Origin of the sequence: Vibrio sp. Sgm 5, assembly GCF_026241575.1 — a bacterium.
GTDB classification, from domain to species: domain Bacteria; phylum Pseudomonadota; class Gammaproteobacteria; order Enterobacterales; family Vibrionaceae; genus Vibrio; species Vibrio jasicida.
On the sequence record NZ_JAPHPY010000081.1, the window covers coordinates 1 to 14,545 of the forward strand.

A 14,545-nucleotide genomic window follows, 5' to 3' on the forward strand; every position below is an offset into this window, starting at 1 on the left:
AGATCGCACACACGTGAAAGAGTTCAAAAAAAATCCCCAAACTACAAGCTTGGGGATTTGTGTATAAGAGACAGGCGTAATGCTGGCTTTTTTTGTGCGATTTTTCTGACGCTTGCCAAAAAAATGGCGAATCAAATTCTTTATTTTACAACAGGTTATCGTATTAAATTTGTGAACAATCTTCGTGATTACTTTGTCAGAAGTGTGTAAGATTCAGCCTCCTTAACTGTTCTCCCAACTTCTTATAATAATTATGAAATTATCATTAAAACAAAAGCTAATTGGCGCAAGCCTCTCTGCTGTTGTAGTGATGGCAACAGCATTAACTTGGTTGTCGGCTGGTCAATTGTTTGATCAGACGCGTTCAGGTGTCTATTCACGAGCACAAAGCCTAAGTAACGCAGCATCAGAAGGTATTTCTGACTGGGTTGCGATTCGCAAAGACATTGCGACGGCTTTCAACGATTACTCAGCTGAGCAAGACGTTGTGCCTTTCCTACAACAAGCACGCAAAGCGGGGGGCTTTGACGATATCTTCCTAGGTACTCCGGAAGGTGGTATGTACCGTTCTCATCCAGAACGTAACCGTGCCGATTACGATCCTCGTACTCGCCCTTGGTACACTGAAGCGAAATCAGCGGGTAAGCAGATCATCACTGAAGCGTATCAGGATGCGATCACTAACGCTCTACTTGTGACCATTGCCGAACCGGTAATGAAGAACGGTAAATTCATTGGTGTAGTGGGTGCTGACGTTCTGATTGATCAGTTGATCAATGACGTGATTAGTTTGGACGCGGGTGAAAATGCGCATGCCATGTTGATCGACATGAACGACGGTACTTTCCTTGCGCACCCGAACAAGAGCTTGACACTTAAGCCAATTACGGACCTTTCTAACCAATTTTCAAAAGATTCGATTGAGCGTGCAGCCAATACAGGTTCGATTGAGACAACAACGATCAAAGGTCAAGAGAAGCTTTACTACTTCAGCAAAGTGCCAGGTACAAACTGGATGTTCGCGATTGAAATGGATCGTGCAACTGAAGAGGCGAGCCATGCACAATTACTACGCGAAATGTTGATTACAGCTGTTCTCATCACCATCGTAGTGATTGCAGCGGTGTCTTGGTTAGTCGGCTTCTTGTTCCGCGATCTTGGCCGTGTATCGCAGGCGCTTGAAGAGATTGCTTCTGGTGAAGGTGACTTAACACAACGTCTTGAACCACGTAGTGATGATGAAGTTGGTAAACTTGCCGAAAACTTTAACCGTTTTGTGGGCAACATGCATACTATGGTAACCAAGCTTAGCCACGTTTCTGCATCGTTGTCAGAGCAAGCTCGTACGACCGCTCAACAGGCTGAGGAGCGTAGCCAACGTATTTCTTACCAGCAAGACGAAATCAATATGGTTGCGACTGCGGTAAATGAAATGGCTGCGGCGACACAAGAGATTGCAGGCAATGCTGACAATACTGCATCAAGCTCAGAAGAAGCGGTGCAAGCGTGTGTTCATGGTTCAGGTCAAGTGACTCAAACTCAAGGCTCTATCCAGAACCTTGCACAAGAAGTCCAAGTGGCGACGAACGTGATTCAAGAGCTTGAGGCGCACGGTAATGCAATCAATACGATTCTTTCCACGATCCAAGGTATTGCAGAGCAAACTAACCTACTAGCACTAAACGCAGCTATCGAAGCGGCACGTGCGGGTGAGCAAGGTCGTGGTTTTGCGGTGGTTGCTGATGAGGTTCGTGTTCTGAGTCAACGTACTCACGCGTCTACTCAAGAGATTCAAGAAACGATTGAGATGTTGCAAGGTACGACAGCAAAAGCTGTAGGTATTATGGATGACAGTCGTCGCCTTGCTGACACCAGCGTGGATGATGCGAACTCAGCAGCGGTGAGCCTCACTCAGATTCACTCTGCAGTAGAACGCATTAGCGACATGGCAACACAAATTGCGTCTGCTGCTGAAGAGCAAGCGTCCGTAACAACAGAAATTACGCGCAACACAGAAGGCATCCGCGATGTCTCCAACGAGTTGTCAGTTGAAGCGCATCAGGCCGCAGAGCAAGCCGCGCACCTATCTGAGCTTTCTCATGAGCTAGAACAAGAGATCAATCGCTTTAAACTGTAAGTGATTTGAGCATTAAAAAGGAGCCGATTGGCTCCTTTTTTGTTTATCAGCGGAAAGTATTCTCGATTCGCTATGACCTACAGCCAAAGACTACTGATAGGTTGCTCTTCGCTGTAGTGATGGGCAATTTGGGCTTGAAGTAGTTCTGCTGTGGCGATTGCATCCGTTAACGCATGATGAGGTGTATAATCCGGCAGACCATAACGGCGACGAGATTGAGCTAAGCGCAATGACTTCGGCTTATTCCCTTTTAACTTGTTCCAAAGGCCGCCAGAGAGGCGCTGTTGAATGTCCTCTTCAATTTGCAGCGTATCCAATACAGGGAACTCGATGCCTTCTTTAATGCGCGCTCGCAGCGCTTGGTCGAGGAATTCGCGCTCAATACGACGATAGTGAACGACAACAATTTTGCCCGCTAAGCTTTCCAATAATGGTCCGAGGACCTCTCCTAAGTCGGGTGCGTCTATCAGCTCACTGTGTGTAATGCCGTGAATGATGACTGATTCTTCATCGAGCTTTTCTTGCGGTCTTACTTTCCAGTGCTTTGCTTGGCGAAGGAAAATACGATTAAGATTAAACGGCACTAAACCAATGGTGATAATGCCGTTCTTTTGCGGATTCAACCCAGTAGTCTCAAAGTCCAAGGCGACAAACTCTACCTCAGATAATGGTGTTTCTGGCGCAGGCAGTGCGGTGCTATAGAAAGCGACCAGACGTTCATCCTTCGCGCTTTCTAATTTGCTTTGAAACTTGGTTGGCCATTGGACAAAAGGTTTTTGAAACAGCTTCTTTATCATTCCGTGTCTCACTTAAACTTATTGCTGGCCTGATAACGGAACTTGAGGAAGTTCTGACCATTACTCAAGATTTGGAAAGCATCCTTAAGATTACGTCGTTCAAAATCCGATAAGTTCTCTGGTTCGATGTTGTTATCCGGCTCAATACCGAGTTCAACATCGATGGCTTGGTGACGGATACGAACCATAGAGATGAACTCCATTGCGTCCTTCAAGTCCTGCGCACGTCCTTTCGGTAAGATGCCCGCGTCAATGATGTCATCCAAACGCTCAAAAGAGTTTTGAGCTCGAGAACCTACCGCCAAAGAGTGAACACGAATCAAATCCACCAATGGTGCAGTACCACGACGTTTTAAGTTGATCGAGTTTTTGTGTTGACCATCTTTTTCCATCACGAAGTCTTTGAAGAATCCAAGTGGAGGCGTTCGATTTAAGGCGTTGCGAGCCAAGCAAGCGAGGAAGCGGTTATTCTTACGCGCGCGACGAACGATAAAGCTGGTCAGTTGTTCTGCCCATTTTAAGCGGCCATAAACGCCATCTAAGTCAAAGAAAATAGACGCATTCAGTAGCGCTTTCGGGTTAGGGTCATCAATCCAGTCTGCAAAGCACTCTTCCCATTGCGAGCGAGTCATACGCCATTCAGGGTTGGTTGCCATAATGTCGCCGGTACAATACTTGTAACCACATACGTTCAAACCGTCACTGACATATTGCGCCAGCGCTTCAAAATACTTGCCGTGCTTGTCTTCTTTGTATGTATCATCAAGGATGATGGCATTGTCTTGGTCTGTGACCAACAACTGCTCATCTCGACCCATTGAGCCCAGTGCTAGGAAGCAATAGGGAATGGGTGGTGGGCCTAATTCTTCTTCTGCCATCTCAAGCAAGCGCTGTTTGAAGCTGCGCCCGATCACTGACATCGCACTGCCAACCATGTGAGAGTTTGCGTCTTCATTTACTAAACGTACAAAGCTGCTTTTCACTTCGTCGGCAACGATCGCTAAATCTTCGATGGTTTGTTGCTGGAAAATACTGCTCACCAACAACAGAGAGTTTTGAGATTCGTAACGAACGATATCGGTGGCTTCAATAATGCCAATTGGCATCTGGTCTTTCACGACAGGCAAATGATGCACGTTATAGCGCAGCATGGTTAGCATGGCTTCATACACATAGGCGTTGTGATCGAGGGAAATAACTTCTGTCGTCATCACCGTTGAAACGTCATCTTGAGGCGACAAACCTTCGGCCAAAACACGGGTACACAAATCGCGGTCAGTAATAATACCAACGACAGGCGATTGCGGGTCATCTTCATCAAGAACAAATTCAGGGTCGACAATCAACAACGAAGAGACATTGTCTTGCGCCATAAGCTGTGCGGCTTCTTGAATGGTTTGGCCTCGCTCAATGGTCGGCGCATCGCGCGTCAGCAGTGTTTTTACTTTCGATGTCGTCAGATCATTCGCGTCATTATTTTCAGACACGGCTTGGCGTAGTCTTGCACTGTTTTCAACTTCGACAAAGTCGGCAAACGAGTCAAAGTTATCGTAAAGCTCTTGGAAAATGTCTTGCGGAATGCAGTAGAGCAGGGAGTCTTCGATTGCCTTTACTGGAAAGCGAACTTTGTTGTTAGTAAGAAGGCCCATTTGACCGAAAAGATCACCTTCATCGAGGCGGTTGTAGAGCTCACCTTTGCGTCGATAGACTTCAACTACGCCACTTCTTACCATATATAGGTCGTCAATTTGGTCTCCTAAATGGATGATAGGGGTGTCCTGACGGTAGTAAGAGATCTCGATGTTCTCTGTCACTTTGATGAGCGTTTCTTCCGGAAGCTCGTTGAATGGGGGATACTTGGCGAGAAAGTTATATATCTCGAGAAGTTCTGCTTCCATTAAGGTGCCTTTTGGTTTGCAAGTGATAGAGTAATCTTAACTTAGTTTTAAAACAGAATCTTATCGGATCACTGTTTTTCGTGCGCAATGATAAGATTCAGACAAGTCGCACGGCAAATCGCCATCAATTCGGCTACGCTGTCATCAAGATGCCGAATTAAATCAATAAACTGAAGTCGAACTAGAGAGCATAAGTACTTTTGGATGACACTCATGGAAGGAAGTAAAATGGTAAGATTGTTATTAGCTGCACCTCTTGTAGCATTACCTATAATGAGCGTTGCCTCAGAGGCAGAACAAGCTGCAAAATTTGGGTATGAACACATTAACCTCGACCTCGGCGCGGGTACGACCAACGAAGAATGGTTAGATAACTCGAATGCCACCACCGTAGGATTGGGTGGTAACTATCTGCTGACCGATAACTGGTTGTTTAATGTGGATTACTCCGCACAGTTTTTCCACCCAGACGACTTCACTTTGCGCATTGACCGTTTAATGTTTGGTGGTGGATACCGCTATGGTATTAACGAAAAACTGGATGTGTATGGCGTTTATGGGCTCGGTGCCATAAAAGCTAAGGCAACCGATGATAAGAGTGACAATACGATTTCATCAGAAAGCGAGTTTATTCAAGGCGTGACGATTGGTGCTAACTACCTTTTCAGTGAAAAATTAATGGGTACGGCTGAAGTGCATTTAAATCGAAGTGATATCGTTGATGAGAACAACTACAAGATTGCTTTCAATTATCAGTGGCATGATGTGATTGGTACAGGTTTGTACTATCAGTTCCGAGATACGGATTATCAAAATCAGAGCTCTGATCATATTAACGAAGTGGGCATCAGCTTTAAGTTCATTTATTAGAGCAATGGTTGAATTACATCATCGGCTTGTGACGGTGCTGTTTGAAATGAAACACACAAAAACAAAAAGGTCAGCATGTGCTGACCTTTTCTGATTGTGCTTTCTATTAGCTAAAGCGGAGTTATAGAACTGCCGCAATGCCTTTACATAGAGGGCCCATGTTTGACTTCGTCATGCCTGCTACGCTGATACGACCAGAGCCAACAATGTAGATTGCAAACTCTTCCTTCAGGCGGTTCACCTGTTCTTTAGATAGACCAGAGAATGAGAACATACCGTTTTGGCGCTCGATGAAGCTGAAGTCCGCGTCTACACCTTCAGCTTTCAGAGTTGCAACGAATAGCTCACGCATCTCTTGGATACGGTCACGCATTTCTGCTACTTCAGTTTCCCACTCTGCGCGTAATTCTGCATCGCCAAGAATGTGAGTCACAACTGCACTGCCGTGCGCTGGTGGGTTAGAGTAGATAGAACGGATGATCGCTTTCACTTGCGAGAATGCGGTTGTTGCTACTTCTTCTGATTCAGCAACTAGAGTGAACGCACCTACACGCTCGTTGTATAGGCCGAAGTTCTTAGAGAAAGAGCTCGCTACTAGGATTTCTTTGTTGTACTTCGCGAAAATACGAAGACCTTCGGCATCTTCTTCGACACCTTTCGCAAAACCTTGGTATGCAAAGTCAAATAGAGGCAGTAGTTTCTTGTCTGCCACTAGCTTCGCCAGAGCTTCCCACTCTTCAGCCGTTGGATCGATACCTGTAGGGTTGTGGCAGCAGCCATGCAGAAGCACAACATCGCCTTCCGATGCAGCTTGAAGATCTGTCAGCATCGCATCAAAGTCTTTGTCTTTCGTTTCTGCGTTGTAGTAACTGTATTGTGCCGTTTCGATGCCAGCAGCTGTGAACACGCCGTTGTGGTTTGCCCAAGTTGGGTTGCTGATCCAGATCTTCACTTCGCCAAGCTGACGTTTAATAAACTCGCCAGCAACGCGCAGAGCGCCCGTACCACCAGGTGCTTGAGCTGTTTTAGCTCGCTTGCTCGTAACGATTTCTGCGTCTGCACCAAATAGCAGTTTTTGTACTGCCAGACCATATTCTGCTGTACCTTCGATTGTTAGGTAAGATTTGGTTTTTTCAGTTTCAATCAGTGCTGCTTCGGCTTTCTTTACGGTAGCAAGAACAGGGGTTTCACCTTGCTCGTTCTTGTAAATACCAACGCCTAGGTTAATTTTTTCAGCGCGAGTATCTTTTTTAAACTCTTCAGTAAGTCCAAGAATAGGGTCGGCCGGAGCGGCAACTACTTTTTCAAACATAATCTTCATCCATGTTAATCGAAGGGGTCTGCTGACATTTATACCTTTCAGCAATATTCGTTACAACAGTTAGTGAAAAGAAAACTTAAAAAAGTTTTGATTTGAAACGGAATTCTAACATAAGCAAAGATTTTGCTATGAAAACCCCTCTTAACTGTGGAGTTAAGAGGGGGATAATTCGCTAAGCGGCGAGATCTTGAGCATCTTGATATTGATGTGCGATATGCTGAAACTGTGCTTCTACAGCAAGGAAAGCGTCGACAACTTGCGGGTCAAAATGTTTGCCATTTCCTTCAAGAATGATTGATTTTGCCTTGTCAAGACTGAACGCTGGCTTGTATACACGCTTTGAAATAAGTGCATCATAAACATCTGCGAGTGCCATCAATCGGCCAGAGAGGGGAATGCTTTCACCCGAGAGTTGATTTGGATAACCACTTCCATCCCACTTTTCATGGTGTGTCAGCGCGATCTCTTTCGCAACTCGCAAAAATGAGCTACTTCCTAGCTGTTTTTCTGCAATTGACAACGCTTCGGCACCAATTTCAGCATGACCCTTCATGATCTCAAATTCTTCGTCGGTCAATTTACCCGGTTTGAGTAACACACTATCAGGCACGCCGACTTTACCCACATCGTGAAGCGGGGCCGATTTATACAACAGTTCAATGTAATTGGGAGTCAGTAACATGCGATGTTGTTCAAACTGACTTAAGTGTTCTGCCAGCACTTTGACGTATTCCTGCGTTCGCATGATATGAGCACCAGTTTCGTTATCGCGAGATTCTGCCAAGGCGGACAGGCTGACAATGGCAACATCACGCGTCGTTTTCACCTCGTCTTGCGAAACTTGCAAGCTGTCTAGCATTTGGTTGGTGAGGCAGGCCATTGAGCCTAGCTCATCATGTTGGAAGACCGGGAGGCGTTGAGCCACCTTACCTTGAGTGACTTCCAATAATGCTTGTTCTTGGCTAAACAAAATCTTCTGCATCAAGCGAGTCCAAAGAATCATTATCGCGATCACATACCCACCCACGACAAGGGCTATGTAAACCAGCTCCTTAATGAAGCTAATTTTCCCTAATCCATTGGCTATTTGTTCCGGATTCTGCTCTAGCCAATAAATGTCTTTTACAGCGACCATGGTCAAAATCGCCGTCAAGGTAACCAGCAAAGCGATCATCATCCCGATCATCTGTTTGACCATAGATTGGCGTTGCCCTGAGAGGACAAAATCGAATTGGTTTTGCTGGCGCAAGTCATTAAATTGAGCCAATTTGCTTTGTAGTTGAAGGATAGAGCCTGTCAGGAAGCCAAACAATCCCATGCCAAATAGGACCTTTACATTGCTATCGAAAGTAAAGTCATACTGGAGGTTGTAATAAGCCGCGAAAGGGATGCTAACCGCAGTAAATAAAATCGTATCCAGCTTCGCTTGGCGGTTTTGTGCAATTAACGGGTGTGTTGTGAGAATAAAGTGACGCACTAAATAGATGAAGGTAAACACCACGGCGCAGTGCAAAATGACTTCGTAAACGCTGAGCGTACTGAGCATGGGGCAGACGCGTCCGCCATAGGTGCCAAAAAAGAATGCAGCGGCTAAATAAAGTTGCAATGTTAGCGGTGCGTTGTAGTTAGTATTCGCCATGATTAACCTTTCTAAGATCATCCTCAACATCATTGTCTTCGCTCTTGGTTGCGCTTCTAGAGAGGAACTTGGTTATGTTATTGATGCTGTTGATTGATCTGTCACTTGTAAAATCAAAGACCTGCGATTCTAGCGATAGATTTCATTAAGCGCTATAAGGACAGGGAAAGGGAAACAGGGTGCATCTTTAACTTGAAAGTAAAACCGCACTTCGACTTGCCTCACAGGGACACTCATTAATGTGAACAGAGCGGCGAATAGATTATCGCATGAATATCGAGATTTCTAGGTTTTATAAGGTCTGATGATGTATTTACATAATTTATTTAAAGTTGCATTCTAATTATCTTTCTCTATGTATTTGTTCTTCCTGTGTTGCGTTTACCTCGAAAAATCCGAAAGGTTAAAAGTGCCTTTAGGAGACATTTCTTTCCTCAAAAGCTCTTTGTTGATGACGAAGTTTCGGTAGAAAACAAAAATCGGAGCCAGTGCTCCGATTTTTATGTGCGCAATCTAAGTCGACTTAAGGCATGTACATGTCATTGAGCTTTGACACTTCTTTGTGCTTTCTACGTTTGATGAAGTAGTTAGAAACCACACCGAACATCAAGACCAGACCACAGAAGCCGTACACTTGCATGATAGTCGGATCGCTTGAGACAAAACCGAAGTCTGAGAACATTACGTAAGCGCCCAATACCATGTAGATGATGACCGCTGATGCTTCAAAGCGGAATGACCACGGTGTGACATCGATGTTCTCATTTACTGGCATTACGTAGTCTGTATCACGCGGCATAAAGTAACCAATCGCAAACATCAGAGCAGTACACACGACGAATAGAATTGCTAATTGGTGTAGGAAGTGAATTGGTGTACCAAAGACCAATTGCATCGCAGCGTAGGAGCTAACAAACACGACCAAAGCAACTTTAGCGGCAATAGCAGGAACGCGTTTTGAAATGTAGCCCACAAACACGATAGTGAAGATAGGCACACTAAAGAAGCCCGCAACCATTTGTAGGTATTGGAACAAGCCTTCCGGTGCGTACATGATGAAAGGGGCAATACAGACCGAAATGATCGCAATGATAACGCCGAAGATACGACCTTTACCGACCAACTCTTCATCCGATTTGTCTTTGCCAAATAGTGGTTTGTAAACGTTCAAAGCAAACAAGGTGGTTGAGCTGTTCAATACGCCGTTAAAGGTACTTAGGATAGCGCCGAACATGACCGCAACGAAGAAACCAACAAGCGGCTTAGGCAATACTTCGTTCACCAAGCGTGTGTACATCGTATCTGGGTTGCCCGCATCTGCGCCAAACATATGGAACGCAATGATGCCCGGAATGATTAGGAAAAGTGGAGAGATAACTTTAATCGCACCCGCCAGAATCACGCCTTTTTGACCTTCTTTGAGGTTCTTCGCACCAAGTGCACGTTGGATTATTGATTGGTCAGTACCCCAGTAGTACAAGTTAACCAGCAATAGACCTGTGAACAGAGTAGAGAACGGCAGTGGATCGGTCTCTTTACCTACGGATTGCAGCTTTTCCGGTGCGGCTGTCAGCAATACGTCCAAACCTTCCATAAAGTTACCGCCGCCTAATGCCATCAGACCAAATACAGGGATCATCAAACCGCCGGTGATCAAGCCAACGCCGTTGATCGTGTCTGCAATTACCACGGCTTTTAGACCGCCGTAAATCGCGTAGAAGAAACCCAACAAACCAATAGTGGCGGAAATCAGGGCGATAGAGCTGAACTCTGAAATGCCCAGCAAAGCTTGCACATCAAAGATTTCGCCCAGTACCACAGCGCCAGCGTAAAGAGTGGTAGGTAGAATGTTGATGACGTATTGGCACAAGAACAACAGGGTAACGAACTTCTTCACCGACATGTCGTAACGACTTTCTAAGAAGTCAGGAATGGTGGTGATGCCTTGCTTAAGGTAGCGAGGAACAAGCAGCAGCGCAATGATAACCAGTGTGACGCCAGAGGCCACTTCCCAGCCCATCACACTCATGTTGTGGGTGTAAGATTGCGCACTCATGCCAACAAAGCTGGTGGCACTCAGGTTGGTCAGAATCAAGGAGCTGGCAATCAGACCGCCTGTTAAGCTTCGTCCACCAAGGAAGAAACCGTCTTGAGAGGTGTTTTTATCGTTTTTAACTTTGCTGTAAGTGAACACCACAACAAAGCCTGTAAACAGCAAGAACGAAAGTAATACTGTAATAGACATTTTGTTTCCTTAACAAGTTAAGCAATTAAGTTTTGCTTGTTAGTTGTAGGGTGTCCCTCTAGCGCGTATAGGAGTGTTTTATCAGGAACAACGCGAAGTTGAAACCCGGTCGCTAGAGGGCACAGATAGAGGTTTACATTTTCTTAAGATGAACAATGAGCGCCGATTCTGGATCGAGAATCGGAAGCGTTACCCCAATTTCTTTTAAGTTATCGCCACTTAGCGTCAGGGTTTTGTCTAGCCATTGCGGACGTTGCTTCATCAACTGGAAGCTGGTTTTTGGCATTTCAACAATCTTGACTTCGTAACGGGCGTTTTTATCCGCACAGCTAACGCGAAGTGGAGATGGCAGCGCATGATTTTGCATGGCCAACTGACACACCGTAATCAGCATTTCTTGCCCGTTCTCAACGCCATAGATGTTCTGGTTTTGATCGGCAGGATCGATGCGGAAAGTACGTCCCGAATGAAGCAAATCGCGATACTGTTTGTGCAGTTGAATGTAATGAGCAAAAGCCTGTTTTTCTTCCGCGCTTTCTTTTACCGGATCGAGCTCCACACCCATGTGACCACTTAACGCCGTCACGCCACGCATGTTGATCGCATGGCGACGATTGGTTGAGTGACACTCTGCGGGACCAATGTGAGCGCCCATGACTTCAGGTGGGAAGAAGTAGCTCATACCACGTTGAATCGCTTGACGTTCCAATGCATCGTTACAATCAGAAGCCCAGAAACGGTGAGTGCGTTTAAGGATTTCAAAATCAATACGACCACCACCCGAAGAGCAAGACTCAATTTCAACCGCCGGATGCGCAGCTTGAAGTTCGTCTAGCAAGCGGTATAGCGCTTTCGTTTGGCCATGCACAGCGGGTTTACCTTGATGCCCAGGTTGAACCAATTCACGGTTCATATCCCATTTCAGGTAGCCGATGTTGTAGCGAGTCAGTAAGTCATTCAAACGCTCAAACAGATAGTTGAAGCAATCTTGGTTTTGCAAATCCAACACGTATTGCCAGCGACCTGAAGGCTGGTGGTAGCCTTGCAGACTCAATACCCAATTTGGATGTTGGCGATAGAGATTTGAGTCTTGGCTGACCATCTCTGGCTCTACCCAAAGACCAAACTCCATGCCTTTGCTGTTTACGTGCTCGATGACAGGCTCAAGACCATTCGGGTACTTCGTTTCATCCAAGTACCAGTCACCAAGCGCTGCGCGTTCGCCATCACGACCAATGAACCAACCATCGTCAATGATGAAGCGCTCGACACCCATCTCAGCCGCTTCGGTTGCCATCTGCATGATGTATTCAGGTTTGTGCTCGAAGTAGATGCCTTCCCACGTGTTTAAGTGCACAGGACGAGGCTTGTTGTTTGGAAATTGAATAATATTGGCACGAACAAATTCGTGGAATCGCTCTGATATTTCATTCAAACCCGAGTTACTGTATGTCGCGTAAAGCCATGGTGATTGGTAGGTTTCACCGCTTTGTAGACGCTTTTCACCAGACAGTAGCAGTTCACCAGCTTGAACAAAGCGACGACCGTCACTGCGAACATCGGCACGAAGTTGGTGGTTACCACTCCAACCAAGATGGAAGCCCCAAACTTGCCCCAATTGCTCACTAAAGCCATTAGTGCCTGCGAACAAACCTGGGAAGTTTTCGTGAGAGGTGCGACCGCGACGGTTTTCTTGCATAAAGCCACCATGCTCAAAGCTCAAACGCTGAGTTTGAAACTCATGACACCAACGCCCGTGGAACGTCATCAGCTCGTTTGCATGGTTAGGAAGTGGCAGGGTAGAGGAGAGCTTACCTAAGCAATACTCACCGGCAGTCGTATTTTTTACGGTGATGCGTTTTTGTACCACGTCACTGTTAAAGTCCAGTTGTAGCTCAATCAATAATTCAAGACCAGCGACGTCATCTTGCAGAGTAAATGTCGCGCTGTTGTCATCGTGCTCTATCGATGTGGTTGTGAACACGGGAGCCCAGTCTTCGCCATTGCGATGCCCCTCAATCCCGGGTGCATTAAAGTGACCGCTGCCCAACTCAGGGCAAAGCGATAACGGTACGTCGACATCAAGACGAGCCTGAGAGATAGGACGCTCGGTTGAGAGCATTAAATCGGGATCGATTTGCGCGATCTTTGCTCCCCAATGAAGGATTTCAGGAACACGATCCACTTTAATGATCATGCTGTGATTCTTGGATTTTAAGTGAACAATTTTTTGCATGTTGTTTCTCTGTTTTCGCAAACATTTAATCTGTAAATAATCATGCGCTTGTTTGGTTTTATTTCGATTAAATAGCCGTTTAAATGTGACTTTGAACAGGTTTTAGAACGTGATTTTGTGTGCTAGATCTGCTGTTTTCGGGAACATTTTTTCATGTTTTTACGACATTGTTCACGAGAACATTCGAATGAATTTGGTAGAGTGAACAGCAAATCAGAATAGGAGAACGCAGTGGCAGTTACGTTTAAAGATGTTGCACGGTTAGCTGGAGTATCAACGCAAACCGTGTCGCGCGTAACCAACGGCGCGGATAACGTCGCAGAAGAAACACGAAAGCGAGTCAACGACGCAATCAAAAAGCTTGGCTATGTGCCGAACAAAGGGGCACAAATGTTGAGCCGAGCGAAGTCGCGGATCATCGGTATTGTTTCTTTGGATATCTCACTGCACGGTGTGGCTCTTATTGCTAATGGTGTTCGCAACCAAGCGCATGAGATGGATTACGCGACGGCGCTGGCAGTGTTAGGTGACAACTCCATTGAGGAATTCCGTAGTGCAATCCGAGAGCTCATTGCCCAGCAAGTTGATGCCATTATCATCAACGCCCCGGTAACCAGAGAGATGGCAGAAAACCTTGTGGAGCAGTTCAGTCAGCTCACGCTGGTTTTTATTGATGTACCCGAGGGGACGCCCGTCAATTCTCTCAGTTGTGATCATAAATCTGGGGCAAATTTGGCGATCTCTCATTTGATCGAACATAAGCGCGAATCCTTCGTGTGTATTTCTGGCCCCAAGGCATCTACGGCTTCTCAGATTCGTTACCAAGAATGGCAATCACAGATTCAGCAACATGAATTGATGCAAGCGGCATACTATGAGGGAGATTGGCAAGCAGCCAGTGGCTACAACGCTATTAAAGACGCCGTGTTAAAAGGTGTGCCTTTTGATGCTGTATTGGTGGCGAATGATCAGATGGCGCTTGGCGTGTTATGCGCGCTTTTGGAGGCGGGTATTAATGTACCTAAAACCGTCTCTGTGGTTGGGTTCGATGGCATTCAAGACAGCCAGTTTTTCTCACCCCCTCTGACAACGATTAAGCAAGATTTCAATGAACTTGGACGTAGGGCGGTCAAGTTAGTACTGAGTCAGATGGAAAAAGGGCAAGGCGTTGTGTCAGAAGTATTGCCAATCAGCTTGGTTAAACGACAAAGCACATCAGCAAAGGCGGACACGCTTTATGACAAGCAAGAAATACTGACGCACTTAGAGAATATACGTCGTTTATTACCTTAGTTGAACTGTTAATGAATTTTGCCGTGGTTACAAAAAATGTATGGTCCGCCCCGTTATTGCAACTACAATTTAGTAATAACGAAGTTGGTTTGCGCTAATGTATTCGGAG

The 14,545-nt window shown here is 45.8% G+C and carries 10 protein-coding genes; 4 read left to right on the forward strand and 6 right to left on the reverse strand.

Annotated elements, in window-relative coordinates; translation table 11 throughout:
- Both OQJ86_RS24910 and OQJ86_RS24915 read left to right on the forward strand, forming a co-directional pair.
- The coding region (locus tag OQJ86_RS24910; RefSeq protein ID WP_265991821.1) for a hypothetical protein at nt 1-210 on the forward strand (210 nt) is incomplete at its 5' end.
- 43 nt (nt 211-253) lie between these two features.
- Nucleotides 254-2,137 carry a methyl-accepting chemotaxis protein gene (locus OQJ86_RS24915; RefSeq protein WP_265991823.1) on the forward strand — a complete coding sequence of 628 codons (1,884 nt, stop codon included), beginning with the start codon at nt 254-256 and terminating at the stop codon, nt 2,135-2,137.
- Nucleotides 2,138-2,214: 77 nt separating this feature from the next.
- Here the strand turns inward: OQJ86_RS24915 and OQJ86_RS24920 are convergent, their stop codons facing one another.
- Together OQJ86_RS24920 and OQJ86_RS24925 are read right to left on the reverse strand one after the other, a co-directional pair.
- Complete coding sequence (locus OQJ86_RS24920; RefSeq protein WP_265991825.1) at nt 2,215-2,934, reverse strand: 3'-5' exonuclease; 720 nt, start codon at nt 2,932-2,934, stop codon at nt 2,215-2,217.
- An 8-nt stretch (nt 2,935-2,942) separates the two neighbouring features.
- Nucleotides 2,943-4,832, reverse strand: coding sequence for a DUF294 nucleotidyltransferase-like domain-containing protein (locus OQJ86_RS24925; RefSeq protein ID WP_042602704.1), 1,890 nt, complete (start codon nt 4,830-4,832; stop codon nt 2,943-2,945).
- A gap of 228 nt (nt 4,833-5,060) precedes the next feature.
- Here OQJ86_RS24925 and OQJ86_RS24930 point away from each other — a divergent pair, with 228 nt between their 5' ends.
- Complete coding sequence (locus tag OQJ86_RS24930; RefSeq protein ID WP_265991828.1) at nt 5,061-5,702, forward strand: outer membrane beta-barrel protein; 642 nt, start codon at nt 5,061-5,063, stop codon at nt 5,700-5,702.
- Between the two features lie 121 nt (nt 5,703-5,823).
- Here the strand turns inward: OQJ86_RS24930 and OQJ86_RS24935 are convergent, their stop codons facing one another.
- The 4 genes from OQJ86_RS24935 to OQJ86_RS24950 all read right to left on the reverse strand — a co-directional run bounded on the left by OQJ86_RS24935 (nt 5,824) and on the right by OQJ86_RS24950 (nt 13,143).
- Nucleotides 5,824-7,014, reverse strand: a complete 1,191-nt coding sequence (locus tag OQJ86_RS24935; protein WP_265991830.1) for an amino acid aminotransferase — start codon at nt 7,012-7,014, stop codon at nt 5,824-5,826.
- Between the two features lie 181 nt (nt 7,015-7,195).
- Nucleotides 7,196-8,662: an HD domain-containing phosphohydrolase gene (locus tag OQJ86_RS24940; RefSeq protein ID WP_265991832.1), complete on the reverse strand. Its 1,467-nt coding sequence runs from the start codon at nt 8,660-8,662 to the stop codon at nt 7,196-7,198.
- A gap of 523 nt (nt 8,663-9,185) precedes the next feature.
- Nucleotides 9,186-10,907, reverse strand: a complete 1,722-nt coding sequence (locus OQJ86_RS24945; RefSeq protein WP_039977581.1) for a solute:sodium symporter family transporter — start codon at nt 10,905-10,907, stop codon at nt 9,186-9,188.
- Between the two features lie 133 nt (nt 10,908-11,040).
- Nucleotides 11,041-13,143 (reverse strand): alpha-galactosidase, encoded by a 2,103-nt coding sequence (locus tag OQJ86_RS24950; RefSeq protein ID WP_265991834.1) that lies wholly within the window; start codon nt 13,141-13,143, stop codon nt 11,041-11,043.
- Between the two features lie 231 nt (nt 13,144-13,374).
- On the opposite strand from OQJ86_RS24950, the gene OQJ86_RS24955 reads away from it, so the two are divergent.
- Complete coding sequence (locus OQJ86_RS24955) at nt 13,375-14,436, forward strand: LacI family DNA-binding transcriptional regulator (protein WP_265991836.1); 1,062 nt, start codon at nt 13,375-13,377, stop codon at nt 14,434-14,436.
- Nucleotides 14,437-14,545 lie beyond the last annotated feature (109 nt).